Raw genomic sequence first — 18,553 nt, 5'->3', positions numbered from 1 at the left:
AAACCGTGGTACCACCCAATATTCGTAATTACAGACAACATAACTACCTTCTTAAAGACACAAACATGTCCTGAGTTATATCGTACCCATACGGATCTCCAGCTTTCACTTTAAATCTGAACTCCAAGCTCATCTTCAATAACATTTCAGATCCGTTCTTTCACTATCAACGGTCGCTTAAATCTTACTAATTTATTTACTCTTCTCTTCAACGTTCAAAAAATTAATTAAGTTTCCAACATTCTACCTACAAAAAATTATAATGTCAAGAGAAATATTTCATCATAATCTAATTTTCTAACCAATAATTTATTTTAGAACTGTTAACTATATATGTTTCTTTATGTCTGCCTATTTCTAAAAAAATTTTTTATTAATTTGCATCAAAACATTAACTAAATTATAAAATAACCCTAAAAAAATAGATTTTTAGTGAAACATTTTACCATCTTTCTCATGTGTCTGTTTTTAAATATAATTGTCTCAGTTGGTATCCGCATCCAGCTTCTTTAAAATTGTATTCACGTGCAGCTGTACGGTATCGTACACAGCGATATCAATATCACTCGCCGTCAGCGCAAGTGGGAGTTCTGTACAGCCTAAGATGATTCCTTGAATATGTGCTTCTCTTTTTAACTGCGAAATCACATTCAAAAGATATTTTCTGCTGCTTTGCTTAACGATTCCCAATTCCAATTCAGAAGAAATAATTTCATGAATTCGTTCGATTTGAACTTCATTTGGAACAATGACTTTGATTTGCTTTTTTACAAGTTTATTCTTGTAAAATGGATTTGTCATTGTGACCTTAGTACCAAGAAGTCCAACTACCGACTGCTTCTTATCTCGAATTGCTTCAACAACACTATCTACAATGCTTAATAAGGGGATGGGCGAAGCAGTTTGCAATTCATCAAAAACCATATGCGGTGTATTTGCAGTTAATGCAGCAAAATCTGCACCGGCCGCTTGTAATTTTTGAATACTTGTTAATAATTCATGAACTAAAAGTATTTTCTGGCCCTTCTCTTCAAGATCCAGCATATGATATACATCCAGACTATCAATAACTATTGGCAGATAGGATTTCGGATGTATTTTTTCATACTTAGATGTTAATTGCTGATAATAATTAAGTGTTGACTCTGGGCCCATGCCACCCACTAAACCTACTTTTGCCATTAAACTCGCCTCCATCTAGATAATTAAACTAAATAATAGCACATTTTTTAATATGTACTTCAATCATTAACTGTTTGCCTTAAATTAAGTTTGATATTTCCAGTAAACATCTCCTAAGCAAACAATATAAATTATTTAAATCGAATTTGAAGAAATCCAACCTGTATTACAAGGACAAAAAAAGCTGGGTCAAAATTTTAATTTTGACCCAGTCCCATTTTGAAATTCCTATAAGTGTGTTCCATAAGTCAAAATTAACCGTCCAACTTTGCATTACTCACAGCAAAAAATGCACTATGTTCGTAATTTCACGCTAGTACTCAAGTTTTACTAACTTATATCGCACTCTTTTCGCTTATATTCGTTTTTTATTTTCATGATCAATCTTTCGTAAATTGCGCCGTATGCCGTTAATATTTATCTAACTTTCATTTTTTAACTTGTTAGTTACAACAGTTTCCACACTGTAACGCGCCCATTTTGAAATCTTTTCAATAAATTCATTAAGACGATCTTGAGAAAAGTGTGTGACAATTGCGTAGCAAGCTTGCCCACTGACTTTATCAAATGTTTCAATCTCTTCAAAGTTATTTACTACTCTTTCAATTGTACTAAATGCTGTACTATTCATGAACAAACGAATATATTGCGTATTTTCGTAATAAACATCAATCGTGAAGTTTTTTATAATTTTATGTTCGATCAACTTGTTAACTCTATTACCAACTGCTTGCCCCGTTAGGTGGATTTCTTCTCCTATTTCTTTGTTAGTTAAACGGCTATTTTTCTTCAATAAGTCGATTATTTGCTTATCAATATAATCCATTGACTCACTCCTTTCACACTGAAAGTAAAACTACTAGCTTAATTTCAACAGATTATGTTCAAAAACAGTAATCTTTTCTATACTAAAACCATTAATGAATAAAGGGGTCTTATAATGAAACAAGGATTACTAGTGATTGATGTTCAAAATGACTATTTTGCGAAGGGAAAAATGGAACTTGTTCAACCAGAAGCTGCATTAAAAAAAATAAATCAATTAGAAATATACTTTTCAAAGCATAACCTTCCGATTATATATATTCAACACATTAACCACAAAAAAAGCGCTGCTTTCTTTGAAGCTAACACAGCAGGAGCAGCACTCCATTCTGATTTGAAGAACGATCCTTCTTCAATAATTATTGAGAAACATTTTCCAAACAGCTTTTATCGAACAAATCTTGAAACAGAGTTGCATAAACTGGGAGTTGAACAATTAGTTATCTGCGGCATGATGACACATATGTGTGTCGATTCAACCACAAGAGCAAGCACAGAATTGCAATTTCACCCCCTGTTGATCAGTGATGCAACCGCAACAAAAGATTTAACTATTAATAAAAAAAATATACCTGCTAAAGACGTTCAAAATGCCTTTCTTGCTTCATTAACAACTTTTGCAACTATTCAAAAAACAGTTGATTTTGTCTCAAAAGATTAATTAGTCTATAGCTTTTGTGCTTACTATTTTCTAGTAATGTATGCTTTAATTGCTTTTTCTTCCACATTAATAAATATGCGCGTAATTACAAAAAACAAACAACCGTACACAGAGGAACTAGGTCAAAAATTAAATTTTGATCTAGTTCCTCTATTGATTCTGTATAAATGTGTTCAATAAGTCAAGATCCACCTATTTAACTTCATACTATTCATATCAAAGAGATACACGATATTCGTAGTTTTGCGTTAATACTTAAATCTTACCGACTTACATCACGCTATCTCTGCCAAACCAATTGTTGTTTTCTAACCTGCTTTTTTAACCGGTTTAAAACTAACGCTGAAAAAGATCCGGTCATCGTTATAGTGCACATTTAGTTTTTCCTTGAAAGAGGCTGTTAATTTTTGAGCCATTGAAAGACCGATCCCAAATCCCTTCTTCTTACTATTATGCGATTTGTCATTCCTGTAGAAACGTTCGAAAAACTTGCTGTAGTCAGCTTTCTCACCATCAGTATAAGTGTTTCCAATCGAAAGAATAACTTTCTTTTGCCTTTTATCGGAAGTCAATGAAGCTGTGATAACTCCTTCATCATCACAATATTTATTAGCATTATCCAAAAGAATATTACACAATTCGTAGAAATTATTTTCATCCGCCTTGATTTTTAAACCTGGCATAATTTTCACTTTAAAAGATTTTTTTTCTTGAACAATAATCGACTTAAAACTATCAGTAGCCCTTTCAAGTATCTCTGAAGCATTGACTGTAGTCAAAGTGATTTTAGGACGTTCTTCCATTCGCGCCAACGAAATCAAGTTATTAATCAGATGTGTTAAACGATCTACCTGCTGCTCATTGCTAGTTGTCCACTCAGATTTGCCATTCATCATCTCTTGCAATTCTGTATTAGCTTTTATGATTGACAGCGGCGTTTTCAACTCATGTCCAGCATTGGTAATAAACTCTTTTTGCCTTTTATCAGCCAGAATTATCGGTTTGATTGCCCGCTTGGAAAATGCTATTAATACCAGTGTAAAAAGCATTAAACTAATTGCCCCAAGAAAAGTCCCAAGTTTCATAATATTGTCAGTACTCTCCATAATCACTGATTCATCAAGAAAAACAATGGTCGTCTTGCCATCCTTTTCAGTCACTTTATAGGCATAGTTTGACATTACAGAACGAATAGTCCCTTTTTCTTTTTTACCATTGTAAACTTGACGACCCAAATCCATAATCGTTTCTCTAGAAATACTAACAATATGAGAATCATCCAGACTAGTCTGATTGCCATTTTTATCAAAAGAGACACTAAAATAACGATACTGATATAGACTTTCACGATTAAATGTCGGTCCAAATCTCTTTTTAACGTTTCGCGTATTAATCTGTGAATTTATTTGACCATCATTTTGAGAAAGAATAACAAGAACATTATTAACTTGCTGTTTTGCCTGATACATTGAGATTCCAATGATGCTTCCAATTACTGTGAGAAGAACAAGAAATAAGGCTGCCGTGGAAATACCGATAAACCTATAACGAAACTTTTGAATCATTAAAGTTCCCCCCATTAGTATTAATAAGCTGGTAAGGACCGCCTTTCTCACCATGAATTTCGACATGTGCATTAACCGATTGCAATTTTTGACGAAGATAAGAGATATAGATCCAAAGTGTATCGCGATCAATATCGTCCTCACTATCCCACACGTGTTCTATTAATATGTCGCTATTTATTTTTTTGTTTGCATTTAAGATAAAAAGATTTAATAATTTAGTTTCCTTTGCAGAAAGACTAATGGAATTAAAACTCTCTAAGCGCTGTTCACTACTGTCAAGTGTGATGTCCCCAAACTTCAAAACATCATTGGTGTAGTCCTCACTTCGTCGTTCAAGTGAACGTAAGCGAGCTAACAATTCCTTCAATGAAAAAGGTTTAGTGATATAATCATCGGCCCCAGCATCCAGACCGGTAACTTTATCATCAATTTCAGACATAGCTGTCAGCATAATCACATAAGTCTGATCACCAGCAGATCGAATCTTTTTTAATGCCTCAATGCCAGTCATGACTGGCATCATGATATCAAAAATCATCAAGTCGTAAACACCTTGATTGGCTTTTTCAACGGCTTCTAGTCCATTGTATACAGGATCAACCGTATATCCGATACTATGCATTGCGGTGACAAGTACCCTAGAAAGTTCTTTTTCATCCTCAGCTAATAATATTCGCATGACACAACTCCCCTCAATCATTTTCATGAATCAACTGTCGAATCGTCTGCATTTGAACATCACAGGACGCAAGTTGATCCGCACAACGTTTTAGTTCTCTTCCAATTTGTTCTGAGTTCTCGATAGTATGCTTATACTTCATTTCATGTTCTAAGCTCGCCCATGAATCCATTGCTATTGTCCGTAGCTGAACTTCAACAAAATAGCATCCTGGGGTACAGTCATCAACATAAGGGTATGGTGTATTAACTTTTAAAATAAGATGGTAACTTCGGTATCCATTAGGTTTTGATCTTGTAATATAATCTTTTTCCTTAACTACTTCGCACCAATCCACATGTTTCAAAAGATCAATGGAGCGGTAGACATCATCAATAAAATTACATACAATACGAATTCCTATAGCATCCTTGCATTCATGAAGAGCGCCTTCAGGAGAAAGAGGAAAACCTTTTCGTTGACACTTTTCCACCATACTATTTTCAGTTTTGACTCGTCCAATTAGGTGTTCATACAATTTAGTTTTATGATTATCAATCTCTCTTTGATTAAGGTCAGAAAGTTTCTTCATCACATCATCCCTTATTTTCGAGAGATAAGGCTTAAACTCCCCATATATTTCCATAATTGTCATTCCTTTAGTCTATTAATTAACCATTATAACAGCATCTATTCCAATTACTATTTTAAACAAAGAAACCGCAAAACTAAAGACAATTTAACAATACCCTCTAATATAGCAATTAAAAATATTCTTCCATTGTTAAAAACTAAATCTTCGGTACATTTGACAGTAACATCAAAAGCTTAAATTTACTTATAAAAAATCTGAATATAAGAAAAATTAATACTTTGGTTATATTTTTTGATATCCGAAGATCATAAATTATCGAAGCAATAAAAAAAGCTGGAACACTGCTCTCATAAAGAGGCAGCTTACCAGTTTTTTTAGAAGTTACTTAATAGTTACGTTACCCTGTAGAGCATACAATAATACTAATCAAAATGTTTCCCCACAAGCGGTGCTGGCAAAAACTTCTGTACTGCTGGTGAATTTTCTCCAACATAGAAGTAGTTGCTATAAGGACTGCGTAAAACATAATCTATGCCTCGTCCCAAAATATTTGTTCCATTGAAATACTTAGCCGACCAACTCGTAATTTTCACGCTTGGATCAATTGTTTTACCAGTTGAAGCTTGGATATCAGTGAATAAGTCTGGATATTCAATCTCTAGTAAATCAAGAAAGGCTCCGCCATATAATTTTTGATATTTTCCACCGCCAATTGTATTTGCCACATACAAAGCATTATGCATTTTAGAATCTGCTAATTGTGCACCTCTTTCATCTGTCCGATCAACTGTTACCAATTCTTTTGTTGATAAATTGTAAATCTGATCTGGCACCCAATCGGCGATTGCTTGAATTCCCACCGCATGCAATGCTTTGATTGTATTACGCAAATCATCGACTGTTCCATACTTAGTAGGTGTCCCGAACCCCAGATCATAGCGATCAGTAAAAGCGTAACCGTTATCGATAGTCGAATCTAGGAATGTCTTATCACCACTTGAGCGATATTGTGGTGCCAATTCAAAACTAGTAAATCCTAGTGACTTAAACAGTGCAGTATTTTTTGCAATGACAACATTGGTGTTATTGTCATGCGTTTCTGGATAAGAGATGAAATTTGAAAAGCCCTCAAAGAGAACATTCGAATCTAATGCCGCATTTGAATGGAAAGTTTTGCCATCGCTCGACGCAGTTGTTTTAGCTGCCGTCCGTGCATCCTGATCAGCTGATGCGCCAGCTGGCACCCAAACAGCCAGATACCCAGTCACATGCGGATTGGCATATCCTTGAACACTCGTGTTTGCTTCACTTTGGCCATTAAGCACTAGATCATGGTTGGTAAAAACCAGATCTCCATCATCATTAGTATAAGCAATTGGAGCATTTTCATCAGATGTATAGTTGACCACTCCATCTTCAGTGGTCAAAACAACCGCCCGATAGGCTTGATTGCGATGGGCTGTCCCCATGTGCAAAACAACCTGTTCGTTATCTGCTAACCTCAAATTAGTATTGTTGCTGACAATTGCGCCAATTCCTTCTGTTCGTGTTTCAGATGTTCCTTGGTCTTCGACCGTCATTGCTCCCTTGCCAAAACGAACACTGGTCAAAATATCATTACTGTCAACCGACATTGTCTGACCACCAGCAACATATTTAATTCTCGTTTTCAGCAAATTGATGATCGTATCATAATAAATGGTCTTGCCAGCCATATATTGACCGCCTTCAAGATACATATCACCATAATAAACTCGCGGAATAGTATCTTTATTAGTCAAAAGCATTGCATAGGTACTTGGCATATTATGACGATTGTATTGCTTATTGGTTGAGACTTGATCCTTGTAATATAATTCCAAGCCTTGTTGAAGCTGTTGCCATGTAAATACACCATACTCTTCACCCGTAGCCGCTTGAACCGCCGCTTGAATCTGATCTTGTGAATTGGAATCATGTGCTCGGACAAATGTATAGTTTGGAATAGCCGTATTTTCAGTGCTGTCATTAGCTCTGTCAATCAGATACCATTGCAAGAAACGTCCCATTTTATCATTTGATCCTGGTGCATTTTCCAAAGAATAATTCATCTGACCAACAAAATAGTCATCCATTGTTAATTGATTAGCACCTTGATCATAAATGTATTGCGGATCATCTGAACCCCAATCCTCCAAAATTGACAGATGCGCGTTAGCTTTTTCATCATTTTGATCAACTTGGTAAGCATTCTTAAAGTACTTAGCCGCTATGTTCAATAGATCAGCATCGACATTGTCAACCGCATCAACCCGAATTCCATCAAAATTTGCCGTTGAATCATTCGCAGTAATTGAACCAAAATTTAGTAAATAATGCAGCCAATTCAACTCTTCAGCCTGTACAACTGGATTAGAATTGTCAATATCATTAGCCAATAAAAATTCTGAACCCTTATTCTCATTGTTCTTAATGTATGAAGGCACATAGCCTAAGATGCGGTAATCAGAATTTGCTTTTGGAGTAAGTTTGCTGTTCTTGTAAGTTAAGAAACCACCTTGCAGTGATTGCAACCCATCTGAACTGACATCTTCAGAAGTCTTATTCCAAATCGCTTCTGTTTTAATAAAATCATGTATTAATTGACGCAGCCAGTTGGCAGATGCTGTTATCGTCAGATTTTTTTCGAATGAAATTTGAACGTTGTGAACCGCACTGTCAAGTACACGCGAACTATCAGTGTTAGCGAACTTATGCGTACTCTGCACAATTCCTTGTGCTATCATGTAGTTCACGTAGTCGGCTTGTATGCCTTTATTTGGCCACCATGCCATTAATATTGGTCTAAAATCATTTTTTCTTGCTTTTTTCCATGACTGTCCATCACTTAAAATATATTTTGGATGATACCATGAATCAGCTGTTAAATAACCATTTATATTTTCGAAACTTTTCTTGCCATGAGAATACGCAGTATTGTGAGCTGCAAAATCAGCAAGTGCTTCAGCGGAACTTGCTTGGCTTGGAATGCTCTGAGAAAGCAATTCATAAACTTGCCCAGTTGCCTCATCAGAGTAGTATGTCTGCCCATCAACTACTTCTAATACACCTTTAGCCAAGTAACCTTCCGCATCAAAATAATATGTCACCCCATCAATCTTCTGTAACCCCGTCAAATATAAGCCAACCTCATTAAAGTAATAAATATTGCCGTTTTGATCTTTAAAAAATCCTGGTTTCGCAGCTTTACCATCGCTTTGATAAGCAGCAACACGATTGTCTTTCGTCAAAACATAAGGAGCTGCATTGCCTGAGATTTTGTCAAAATAATACGTGGTTCCATCAACCTGGACAAATTCCCCTTTGATCTGTGCTCCAGATATCTGATCAAAATATTGCAAACGTCCATTAATTTCATTTAAACCTTTAACCTTATTTCCGTGACTGTCAATGTAGAAACGTGTACCATTTGAATTTACGTATGTTCCTCCAGAAAGCCTTTGAACCGCGGAACCACTCCTTTTATCAGCAATGATCAACGCCTTTTTCTTATTCTTGAATCCTTTACCTCCATGTCTTCCATTTACTCTTTGCCTTAGCTCTAATACTAGTTGAGTCATATCAAAACTTCCTTTCCTTTAAGATTGATTTCATCTTAAGCCCTAAGTTCTACATTATCAAACGTATGTTCGCTTTTTAATCAAAAAAAAAGTCCCCCCAATGGGAACCGTGTTTAATAAGATAAGATTAATTTTAAAACAGCTCATTAAAAATGTTGTACTTAATTGTATTTTGCTAAAGCATATTTTGGTTTCCTATGAAAACAAATGCACCGTTAAAGCAATCCTTAATCGTTTGACAACTTATTAACCTGTATCCTTGACCAGATAATATTGGCTAAAAATCCAATAACAGTAGCACCGATTGACAGATATTTGAAATTATCTGTCCCTATGGCATCAACTATCCCTGGTATCCTTTGAATAATTCCCACTAATGCTATCAAAATAATAAATGGCGTTATTGGATACAGATACACCTGCTTGCTGCTAATAATCCAAGTAATGGAGACAAGTGCTAAAGCTAAGATAAGGATTGTATCATAAGGATAGGCAATTTTAATTGTCAAAAAATCCGGCGTCCAAAGTGAAATACTCAAGAATAATAAGAGAAAACTTGCAAAAAATACTGTTCCAGCAATAAAACCTGCTATTTTCGACTTACGTAAAATATTGTTTTCACTTAAATAAATAGATTTATGAACTAAACTGAAAACAATACATGTTAACGCAACTGACAGTCCCGCCATCAAAAGATACTCTAAAATGTTTATTTTAAGTGCTCCAGAATTAGCAAAATCACTCATAAAGGTAATCAACCAAAAAATTCCAATTGGAATTAATGTTATATTGAACATCTCTTTAAGGCCAGCGTGTTTAAAATTCTTAATCATACTATTGGCCAATTTCCGACTGTCTTTACCAAAATATTCCTCAGCAGTCTGTCCGTTTTCCTGCGCTTCAATCAAATCCAGACAAACATTATAGATCTGCTCGGTAACATCTTCTTCATCATAAAAAATGCCTGAAGTAATCAAATAGCTTCTCAAATCATCAAAAAATTTTGCATTCGCTTCTTCCAATTGTTTCTTGAGCTCATTCGTCTCATCTCTTAACTTTTCCGTTCGTGTATCTTTTTTATTCATTCTTTTCCCCCTAATTTAAAAATCCGTTTGACATTGTTATTAATTTCTTGCCAGTCCTGCAAAAATGCTGTTAGTTCTGCCTTTCCATCCGGAGTAATACTAAAATACTTGCGCCTCGGTCCTTCAGGTGATGGCTTCATCCTACCGCTAATAAGTGCTTTTTTTTCAAGCTTTTGCAGAATCGGATAGATCGTTCCACCTATTACATCTGTAAACCCCACGGCACGTAGTTCTTGAACAAGTTGATACCCATACGTTTCGTGCTGTGCAACAATTTGTAAAACACAGCCCTCTAAAACACCTTTTAACATTTGTGTTTTACTCAATACGCCACCTCCTTCAACTACTAGTATGTAATAGCAACTACTGTATTTGAAATATAACACACCTTCAACTAGTTTGTAAAGCATAGTAGCTAAATAAATAAATTTTGTATACTTTGTTATCTTGCAACATTTTTTCAATTTTCATTTATTTTTCTTGTTGCTGACACTTGCATTGATAGCCTTATTTAACAAGGCTGTGCGTCCACTTTCAATCAACAAAATTGACAGCAGATCTGTTTGGTTGATAATTTTAGTTGTTGACTTGCCTTTTCGAATCAGTTAAATTGGAGTTATAGAGGAAAACTCAATCTAGCGAGTATAAACGCTGAACTACCAGAAATGGGGGTTCAGCGTTTATTTTTGAAATCAAAGGAGTTATTTGTATGGAAGAGAAAGTTTCAAAAAAAACAATGTTGAGCATCGTAGCTGTAGCATTAGTATCATTTTCAGGAATCATGGCGGAAACAGCGATGAATGTTACATTTCCCATTTTATCAAAAGATTTTCATACTAATCTGAACACTATTCAATGGGTCACGACCGCATATCTATTAGCTGTTACTGTGATGATAACGACAAGTGCCTATCTGGTTAAACGCTATAGCAGCCGCAGACTATGGCTGTTCAGCATAATTATCTTCATGGCTGGAACATTGCTTGGTGGTCTTGCACCAAATGTAGTACTGTTGCTTTTGGGGCGTATCTTAGAAGGTATTGCCGCCGGTATTGCAATGCCATTGGTGTTTAATATCGTCGTGGCAACCGTTCCTTACACTAAAGTTGGTACATGGATGGGTTTAGCCGGCATGGTCGTTAGTTTGGCTCCATCTTTTGGACCAACTTATGGCGGTGCACTAGTCGACACACTTGGCTGGCGGTCAATTTTCTTTATTTTACTGATTGCTCCAATAACTTCACTGCTTCTAGGTTGGAAAACAGTTGGTGAAATCAAACGGCAACCGTTAAACAAATCGTTTGATGTAGTTGCTTTTGCATTATTGGCAGTCTGCTTGACAACAGCTTTATTGCTGGTTAATCAATTAGAAAGCGGTGCTGTTAATTGGACCTGGTTCGCTATAGCATTCATAACATTAATAGCATTTATCTGGCGCGGAGTCACTTCAACGCACAGTTTTCTGAATTTGAAATTATTCACAAAATTAAAATTTGTTTCACTATTAATTCCAATCGCACTATACATGTTCATTATGCTGGGTTTAAACCTGATCATCCCAACGTACCTGCAAGGTTTTTGGCACACTTCAAGCTTTTGGGCAGGCTTTTCATTATTGCCAGGTACTCTTTTAGGTGCATTCTTAACTCCGTTGTTTGGAAGATTATATGACTTAAGGGGACCTAAACTGCCGTTATATTTAGGTAATACTATTTTTACAATAGTCGTCCTTATCATAGCCGTATGGTCACGTCATTTATCCTTAATACCGATCATTGGACTGTATATTGTATTCATTATTGGTCGAAACATGGCATACACGAGTGCACAAACCGCTGCAATCGCAGATGAAGATGAACTTGAAAAAGCAGATGCAACGGCTATCATTCAAACTCTCCAAATGTTCATGGGCGCGTTAGGAACCACGGTAGGTGCCCTTTTGCAAGCCAAAAGTGGTGTAGCTAATGGCTTCCAGAACTTTTCTTGGTTCTCATTCATTTTAGCAATATTGATGTTTGGATTAATTGCAGGCTACTTTTTAAAAAGGACTGCAGTAAGTAACAGTTAATACTAGCTGAATGTTGCAGCAAAACTTGAGTACTAAGACTAAATCACGAATACAGCGCGCTTTTTTGTCATGAACAGTTCGAAGTCAGTCGAATAATATTGACATTTGAAACACATTTACACAACAAAATGGAACTGACTCAAAATTCAAATTTTGAGCCAGTTCCATTTTGTTTTTTTTTAAATCTAATGCATATGATTGACCATGGATTAGCATAGTTGTGGAAATTGAATTGTAGATATACTTTCTTTTAGATAATTCATTTCAAATTTTAAGCACTTTCTCCTCTACATTATCCACACCTGTTTCAAAATTGTAACATATTACTTTCTTTCGGTTACTGTTACTATCCTTCCACCTTTTATGTTAGCGCATTCGAAAATAAGATATACTTAGGAAAATTAAATAAAAAGGAGACGACTTAAATGAAATATTCGATACCAAAAGACTTTTTATGGGGTGGCGCAGTTGCAGCTCACCAATTAGAAGGCGCTTGGCAGACAGATGGTAAGGGGCCGAGTATTGCAGATGTTATGACTGCAGGAGCAAATGGAGTTCCTCGTAAAATTACAGATGGGGTCAAATCTGACAAATACTATCCCAATCATGAAGCTATTGATTTCTACCATCACTATAAAGATGACATTAAATTGTTCGCTGAGATGGGCTTTAAAAGCTTTCGCACCTCGATTGCTTGGACACGGATTTTTCCACAAGGCGACGAAGAACAGCCCAACGAAGCTGGTTTAAAATTCTATGACGCTCTATTTACGGAATGTCACAAGTATGGAATCGAACCCATTATTACATTGGCACATTTTGAAATTCCTTATAATCTGGTAAAAAAATACGGTGGTTGGCGTGACCGCCGTGTAATCGACTTCTTCATTCGCTTTGCCACCACTGTTTTTAAAAGGTATAAAAATCAGGTGAAGTACTGGATGACATTTAACGAAATCAATAATCAAACAGATTACAAAGAACAATTTTTAATGGCTACTGATTCTGGATTAGTATTGGAACCAGACGATCCGGAAAGTGAGGCTTTGATGTATCAAGCAGCTCATTATGAGTTAGTTGCTAGCGCCCTTGCAGTTAAAATTGGGCACAAAATCAATCCTAAATTTAAAATTGGGTGTATGCTGAACGTCTCGCCGCTATATCCGGCAACATGTAAGCCTGAAGACACCTTCCAATCTTTAAAAGCAATGCAGCGGCGTTATTGGTTCGGTGATGTTCATGCACTTGGCCACTATCCAAGACACATGGAAGCTTTCTTCCATGACAATGGTTTACGCTCAGATATTACTGCCGAGGACCGCGTAGTTCTTAGAGAAGGCACAGTTGATTATATTGGATTTAGTTATTACAATTCAGCAACAATTGCTGCTCAAGAAAACAATCCTGAATTTCATTTTGTTGGTCCTGAAGCTGCACAAGAAAATCCTTATCTAACAACTAGTGATTGGGGCTGGCCAATCGATCCATTAGGATTGCGTTACTCTCTAAACTGGTTAGCCGATCACTACCACAAACCTCTAATGATCGTTGAAAATGGCTTAGGCGCCAAAGACGAAATTACGGCCGAAGGCAAAATACATGACGATTATCGGATTTCTTATTTAAAAGCCCATATTCAAGCAATGAAGGATGCAGTTCAAAAAGACGGTGTTTCAGTAATCGGTTATACCCCATGGGGCTGTATTGACCTTGTTTCAGCTGGAACAGGACAAATGTCAAAACGTTATGGTTTTATCTATGTTGATCGTGATGATGAAGGTAATGGCAGTAACAAACGCCTTAAAAAAGATTCATTTTATTGGTATCAAAAAGTCATTGAAACTAATGGAGAAGACTTAGGATAAACCTTAACAAAAACTTTTAGAAGATAACACAAAAGTACTTTACTAATTAATCCAACAATGTACCTATAGAACATAAAAAGACAACTCAAAATTTTGGGTTGCCTTTTTGCGTTAGTGCTTTCCAACATTTCTAGCCAGAAGTTCTAAAATAAAAGTTACTGGGGCTTGGGTCGTAATGTTTAAAGTTTTTTTAATGACTTCAGGCTTCACGTTATATGAAAAGTTAATTTCAGAGACTTTCGCCAAAGTACTGTAATTATTATCTGTAATACTGATAATATGAAAGCCCTCCCCTTTTAAACTAATAGCCCGATTAACAATTTCGGCTGTTTCACCGCTAACAGATAGCATAATAGCAATCTGATCAGTGTCATGTCTTACCTCTTGAGGCAACGGATAAAATGGATCACTATTATAAACTGAATTAACCCCAAAATTAGCAAATTGACGGGCACCATATTGTGCTAGTACACCTGATGTCCCAATGCCGAAAAACAGAACGCTATTTGTGTTGGCAATTAACCTTTTAAAAGCAGCCAACTCATCAGAGTACTGCTGTAGTAAAGGCCGGTTAAAGAACTCGCCTGCTAAATCTATGATTTCTGTATCGTAATTTGTTGACAATTTTTTCGTCTGTAATATCAATTTCTGTTGTTTTAAACCAAATTTAAATTCATAAAAACTATCATATCCCATTTTTTTGATACACCTAATAATAGAAGCAGATGAGACATGAATCACCACGGCTAGCTGGCGAATACTTGACTTAAGTGTTTCGTTAGGATGGGCTATCAAATAATTGTAAATTATAATTTCTGTTGGTGTGAAGTCCTTTAAATCGATCATTTCTTTCATCCCAACCTTCCTTAAAACATATGGTGATTAAATTATAATTCAAAAAAAACAAAGTTACAATTTGTTTCATTATCTGTAAAATGTAACCATTTGCCTTCCCTTTGTAGATAGCGCTTACATGAATTGCTATAATTAGTGCAGTAAAGCAAATGCAAATGTGCTAAAAAGGCAGGTGTGATAAAATGTGAAGTTTTATCGGTTTCAATATTAAAATACAAAATCAGCTAGGAGGAATTTATCATGGGTGAAAAAACAATTATGCTGTGTTGTGCTGCTGGTATGAGTACCAGCATGTTAGTTAAAAGAATGCAAGATGCTGCCAAGGAAAAAGGGATTGACGCAAGAATCTTTGCTTGTCCGGCTGCAGAAGTTGATGAAAAACTGAAACAAGAAAATGTGAACAGTATTTTATTGGGACCTCAGGTTCGCTATTTACTTGACAATATTAAGAAAAAAGTTGCGGATACGTCAATCAAAGTTGATGTAATTGACATGCAGGCTTATGGCATGATGAATGGTGCCAAAGTTTTGGAACAAGGGCTCAAATTAAGTAACTAAAAGTTCAGTTTTTTTTGGGAGGGATAGTTTAATGGCTGATAATAATGAAGAACAACAACTAATGCAGACAATGGGGCTGATAACTAATGCTGGTAACGCCAAGTCTCTAGCAATGGAAGCGATCCACGCAGCTCACAGCAATAACTTTGAAACAGCTAAAGACAAGATTGACGAAGCCAACAAATCATTGATTGAAGCTCACAATATGCAAACAAAAATGTTAACAGAAGAAGCAAATGGGCACCATGCAAAGCTGACCTTATTGACTGTACATTCTCAAGATCATCTGATGACTGCTATTACGTTTATTGATTTGGCTCAAGAGTTGATCAGTGTTTACAAAAAGCTGGCCGAAACTAAGAAAAATTAAATCTTGCGGAAAGAGGCGTTAGTCTAATGAATAATTCTGATGCATTCAAAGAGAAAATGACAAATATGGTTGGTAAGTTTTCTGGATCGCGTTTTGTGCGTGCGATCATGGAAGCTGGATACAGTGTTATTGCTTTTTCTATTATCGGAGCTATATTTTTAATTTTGCAAGTTTTACCCCAAGCATTTCCAATCCCTGGGTTCGCAGAACTATATGCAGATAGCCTAGGACGTTTTAGTGTTTTATTCCAAGCAGTCTATAACTCAACGATGGGTATTTTGGCATTAATTTTTGCAGGAACATTCACTTATAGTTATACCAAGATTTACCAAGAAGAGGAACATCTTAATTTAAATCCGCTTAATGGTCTATTGATGTTTTTGATGGCAATGTTTATTACCGTTCCACAACTGGTGTGGAAAGACAGTTCAGTTCAGTTTGTACAGACCTTGGATAAAGCTAATATTATTGGCGGCGGATATGCTGTGTCAGTCTCGGGGGTTACACGGATCGGAGCAGTTGGAATCTTTACCGGTTTAGTTGTTGGTTGGCTGACAGTTCAAATCTACCGCTTCACAATTAAACATAACTGGTCGATCAAGATGCCTGCTTCAGTACCAGCTGGTGTCTCTAATTCATTTAGTGCTCTGATTCCAGGATTCTGTGTCGCCTTCGTAATCGCTGGACTTAACTTATTGTTGGTCTTTGCTAAAACTGATATCTTTAAAGTTCTTTACATTCCATTCTCATTTGTCAGCGATATTGCCGATACTTGGTGGGGATTCTTAATTATCATTTTCTTGATCCATTTTCTCTGGTGGTTTGGAATTCACGGTGCAACAATCGTCAGCTCATTTTATACACCAATCGTATTGGCAAATATGGCTGCTAATGTTAAAGGAGCAAATCATTTTTTTGCTGGTGATCCATTGAATGCTTTTGTTCTTCTCGGTGGTTCAGGAGCCACTTTAGGCGTAGCAATCTGGTTAGTCACTAGATCAAGATCTGTTCAATTGCGTGAAATTGGCAAAGCAGAAATCGTTCCAGCAATTTTCAATATTAATGAGCCTTTGATCTTCGGGTTACCGATTGTTTACAATGTCAAACTTTTTATTCCATTTGTCTTTGCACCATTAGTTTCAGGTGGCATTGGTTATTTTGCAATTAGTTCTAATTTGGTTCATAAAATTATTATCCAACAACCTTGGCCGACGCCCATTGGTTTAGGTGGCTTCACTGCAACAACAAGTTGGCAAGGAGCTATCCTTGCATTCATCTGTGCTGCAGCAGCTTTCGTAGTTTGGTATCCGTTTATAAAGTATTATGATCGCACCTTGCTGAAACAAGAACAAGCGGCGGCTAAAGAAAGTAAATAATATAAAATTTTCCATTTTATTTCGTTTACAACAACATAAAGTAATCCTATAATGTGCCTTAAATATGGATCATACCTCGAAAATTAACGTAAATATTTGCTTGTCTTCCCTAGGTGGTACAGATGAGGTCGGATCAAAAAGCACTTTTTGACCCGACCTCATTTGTTTTTAGTTGAAATGTATGAATTAACGATAGTTTACTGTCCACTTGCATAATACGGAAAGATGATAGTGTGCCATAATTCGAGTTAAATAGAGAATTTTGACTCGTGGAACACGTCTATATGAAATAAAAAGAGAGGCTAGGTTAAATTGAAACTTTCCCCCAGCTCCATGGGAATAAGATACACTACTACTTTTATCTCTAACAAGAAATATAGTCATTACTTTTTATTAGGCAAATTGAATGAGAACAAACTATAGGCTTTCTATGTAACTTTATTTAACCATTTATTCAAGAATAACAATTGTTCATCTGTATGAAACCAATGTTCACCATTTTTCATAACAGTCACTCTTCTATTTTCACGTTCTTGAGCAAAATCAGTTATGGTTTGAAGTGAAGTAAGATTGTCATTTTCTGCATAAAGTATTTCTGTTGGAACTCTCCAGTTGATGTGAGTATCTCTAGTGAATTGCAGATATTTCCATGACAGCTCCTCACCCAAATCAGTCGCTATTATTTTTTGCTCATACAGTTCGCTCTCCGTTACATTTGCCCAACCCATCATATCAATGATAAGTTTTTCCATATCCACAATAGGTGAAATAAAGGATGCTTTTTCCACATTTTTATTTTGCAGAGCATATATAGTAAAATATGCCCCAATACTGTTAGCTAAGACATAAACTTCATCATATTTTTCTTTGAGCATTTCATAATGAACTTGAATTTTTTCTTTCACGATCCACGGTAAGTACTCATCATAGTCTAATCTAACAACATCAAAATCAGTAAGACTTTTTTGAAATTTTTCAACCTCTGAAGCATTGCCGTTTTTACCATGAATATACAACATAACTTTTGCCAATTTTCTCACCTCTTATTTCATTTAAACGCTATTTTATCTTCCTGAAACAATGATCCATTTACTCTAAATCTAAAAACTCTCTCTAATTGCACTATACATGCTTTCTGAAGATTATCCCAGAACAATAAAACGCTTTTGCACATAAACTAATCATTTAAAATATTCTGTATCAAAAGCGGCAAATTTGTCAAGTTGGGAAGAGTGCTCCTATGTCAATAAATGGCACATCTTTTTCTAAACACTCGTTCTAATTCTGT

At 35.8% G+C, this 18,553-nt stretch carries 16 protein-coding genes; 6 read left to right on the top strand and 10 right to left on the bottom strand.

From position 1 onward, the window contains the following. Positions 1 to 483 precede the first annotated feature (483 nt). Both FD20_RS09970 and FD20_RS09965 read right to left on the bottom strand, forming a co-directional pair. Positions 484 to 1,182, bottom strand: coding sequence for an aspartate/glutamate racemase family protein (locus FD20_RS09970; protein ID WP_057738218.1), 699 nt, complete (start codon positions 1,180 to 1,182; stop codon positions 484 to 486). Positions 1,183 to 1,603: 421 nt separating this feature from the next. After that, entirely contained in the window at positions 1,604 to 2,008 is a 405-nt protein-coding gene (locus FD20_RS09965) for an Lrp/AsnC family transcriptional regulator (protein WP_057738217.1), read from the bottom strand. Positions 2,009 to 2,122: 114 nt separating this feature from the next. Here FD20_RS09965 and FD20_RS09960 point away from each other — a divergent pair, with 114 nt between their 5' ends. After that, positions 2,123 to 2,668, top strand: a complete 546-nt coding sequence (locus tag FD20_RS09960) for a cysteine hydrolase family protein (protein WP_057738216.1) — start codon at positions 2,123 to 2,125, stop codon at positions 2,666 to 2,668. 308 nt (positions 2,669 to 2,976) lie between these two features. Here the strand turns inward: FD20_RS09960 and FD20_RS09955 are convergent, their stop codons facing one another. From FD20_RS09955 to FD20_RS09930, 6 genes are all read right to left on the bottom strand, one after another. Continuing rightward, on the bottom strand, positions 2,977 to 4,233 hold the full coding sequence (locus FD20_RS09955) for a sensor histidine kinase (RefSeq protein WP_057738215.1): 1,257 nt from the start codon (positions 4,231 to 4,233) through the stop codon (positions 2,977 to 2,979). After that, a complete protein-coding gene (locus tag FD20_RS09950; RefSeq protein WP_057738213.1) occupies positions 4,211 to 4,915 on the bottom strand; it encodes a response regulator transcription factor in 705 nt (234 codons plus the stop codon). Before FD20_RS09950 ends, FD20_RS09955 begins: the two co-directional genes overlap by 23 nt. A 13-nt stretch (positions 4,916 to 4,928) precedes the next feature. Next, the gene (locus FD20_RS09945; protein WP_057738212.1) at positions 4,929 to 5,540 is read right to left on the bottom strand and encodes a GTP pyrophosphokinase; all 612 of its coding nucleotides are present in this window, start codon (positions 5,538 to 5,540) and stop codon (positions 4,929 to 4,931) included. Between the two features lie 371 nt (positions 5,541 to 5,911). After that, entirely contained in the window at positions 5,912 to 9,088 is a 3,177-nt protein-coding gene (locus FD20_RS09940; RefSeq protein ID WP_057738211.1) for a glycoside hydrolase family 70 protein, read from the bottom strand. Positions 9,089 to 9,315: 227 nt separating this feature from the next. Then, positions 9,316 to 10,173, bottom strand: a complete 858-nt coding sequence (locus tag FD20_RS09935; RefSeq protein ID WP_057738209.1) for a DUF1129 domain-containing protein — start codon at positions 10,171 to 10,173, stop codon at positions 9,316 to 9,318. Further along, positions 10,170 to 10,499: a PadR family transcriptional regulator gene (locus FD20_RS09930; RefSeq protein ID WP_057738207.1), complete on the bottom strand. Its 330-nt coding sequence runs from the start codon at positions 10,497 to 10,499 to the stop codon at positions 10,170 to 10,172. Before FD20_RS09930 ends, FD20_RS09935 begins: the two co-directional genes overlap by 4 nt. Positions 10,500 to 10,882: 383 nt before the next feature. Here FD20_RS09930 and FD20_RS09925 point away from each other — a divergent pair, with 383 nt between their 5' ends. Together FD20_RS09925 and FD20_RS09920 are read left to right on the top strand one after the other, a co-directional pair. Next, the gene (locus FD20_RS09925) at positions 10,883 to 12,241 is read left to right on the top strand and encodes an MFS transporter (RefSeq protein ID WP_057738206.1); all 1,359 of its coding nucleotides are present in this window, start codon (positions 10,883 to 10,885) and stop codon (positions 12,239 to 12,241) included. 425 nt (positions 12,242 to 12,666) lie between these two features. After that, on the top strand, positions 12,667 to 14,106 hold the full coding sequence (locus FD20_RS09920; protein WP_057738205.1) for a 6-phospho-beta-glucosidase: 1,440 nt from the start codon (positions 12,667 to 12,669) through the stop codon (positions 14,104 to 14,106). A 111-nt stretch (positions 14,107 to 14,217) separates the two neighbouring features. Here FD20_RS09920 and FD20_RS09915 read toward each other — a convergent pair whose 3' ends face one another. Beyond that, the gene (locus FD20_RS09915; protein ID WP_235807758.1) at positions 14,218 to 14,961 is read right to left on the bottom strand and encodes a MurR/RpiR family transcriptional regulator; all 744 of its coding nucleotides are present in this window, start codon (positions 14,959 to 14,961) and stop codon (positions 14,218 to 14,220) included. Between the two features lie 240 nt (positions 14,962 to 15,201). Here FD20_RS09915 and FD20_RS09910 point away from each other — a divergent pair, with 240 nt between their 5' ends. Genes FD20_RS09910 through celB form a run of 3 tightly spaced genes read left to right on the top strand, consistent with a single transcriptional unit; the run spans position 15,202 to position 17,265 of the window. Next, positions 15,202 to 15,519 carry a PTS sugar transporter subunit IIB gene (locus FD20_RS09910; RefSeq protein ID WP_057738204.1) on the top strand — a complete coding sequence of 106 codons (318 nt, stop codon included), beginning with the start codon at positions 15,202 to 15,204 and terminating at the stop codon, positions 15,517 to 15,519. A 31-nt stretch (positions 15,520 to 15,550) separates the two neighbouring features. Then, positions 15,551 to 15,889, top strand: coding sequence for a PTS lactose/cellobiose transporter subunit IIA (locus FD20_RS09905; protein WP_057738202.1), 339 nt, complete (start codon positions 15,551 to 15,553; stop codon positions 15,887 to 15,889). Between the two features lie 26 nt (positions 15,890 to 15,915). Further along, positions 15,916 to 17,265, top strand: a complete 1,350-nt coding sequence (gene celB / locus FD20_RS09900; protein WP_057738200.1) for a PTS cellobiose transporter subunit IIC — start codon at positions 15,916 to 15,918, stop codon at positions 17,263 to 17,265. A gap of 428 nt (positions 17,266 to 17,693) precedes the next feature. Here the strand turns inward: celB and FD20_RS09895 are convergent, their stop codons facing one another. Further along, positions 17,694 to 18,305, bottom strand: coding sequence for an alpha/beta hydrolase (locus FD20_RS09895; protein WP_420864742.1), 612 nt, complete (start codon positions 18,303 to 18,305; stop codon positions 17,694 to 17,696). Positions 18,306 to 18,553: the final 248 nt, after the last annotated feature.

It is taken from the genome of Liquorilactobacillus uvarum DSM 19971, assembly GCF_001434935.1.
Classification (GTDB): Bacteria; Bacillota; Bacilli; order Lactobacillales; family Lactobacillaceae; genus Liquorilactobacillus; species Liquorilactobacillus uvarum.
This window is presented reverse-complemented; position numbering and strand designations above follow the sequence as displayed.

Coding starts and splice junctions, on each gene's coding strand:
- FD20_RS09920 (WP_057738205.1), top strand. CDS start 12,667: ATGAAATATTCGATACCAAAAGACTTTTTATGGGGTGGCGCAGTTGCA.
- FD20_RS09955 (WP_057738215.1), bottom strand. CDS start 4,233: ATGATTCAAAAGTTTCGTTATAGGTTTATCGGTATTTCCACGGCAGCC.
- FD20_RS09965 (WP_057738217.1), bottom strand. CDS start 2,008: ATGGATTATATTGATAAGCAAATAATCGACTTATTGAAGAAAAATAGC.
- FD20_RS09915 (WP_235807758.1), bottom strand. CDS start 14,961: ATGAAAGAAATGATCGATTTAAAGGACTTCACACCAACAGAAATTATA.
- FD20_RS09935 (WP_057738209.1), bottom strand. CDS start 10,173: ATGAATAAAAAAGATACACGAACGGAAAAGTTAAGAGATGAGACGAAT.
- FD20_RS09950 (WP_057738213.1), bottom strand. CDS start 4,915: ATGCGAATATTATTAGCTGAGGATGAAAAAGAACTTTCTAGGGTACTT.
- FD20_RS09940 (WP_057738211.1), bottom strand. CDS start 9,088: ATGACTCAACTAGTATTAGAGCTAAGGCAAAGAGTAAATGGAAGACAT.
- celB (WP_057738200.1), top strand. CDS start 15,916: ATGAATAATTCTGATGCATTCAAAGAGAAAATGACAAATATGGTTGGT.
- FD20_RS09910 (WP_057738204.1), top strand. CDS start 15,202: ATGGGTGAAAAAACAATTATGCTGTGTTGTGCTGCTGGTATGAGTACC.
- FD20_RS09925 (WP_057738206.1), top strand. CDS start 10,883: ATGGAAGAGAAAGTTTCAAAAAAAACAATGTTGAGCATCGTAGCTGTA.
- FD20_RS09945 (WP_057738212.1), bottom strand. CDS start 5,540: ATGGAAATATATGGGGAGTTTAAGCCTTATCTCTCGAAAATAAGGGAT.
- FD20_RS09970 (WP_057738218.1), bottom strand. CDS start 1,182: ATGGCAAAAGTAGGTTTAGTGGGTGGCATGGGCCCAGAGTCAACACTT.
- FD20_RS09960 (WP_057738216.1), top strand. CDS start 2,123: ATGAAACAAGGATTACTAGTGATTGATGTTCAAAATGACTATTTTGCG.
- FD20_RS09905 (WP_057738202.1), top strand. CDS start 15,551: ATGGCTGATAATAATGAAGAACAACAACTAATGCAGACAATGGGGCTG.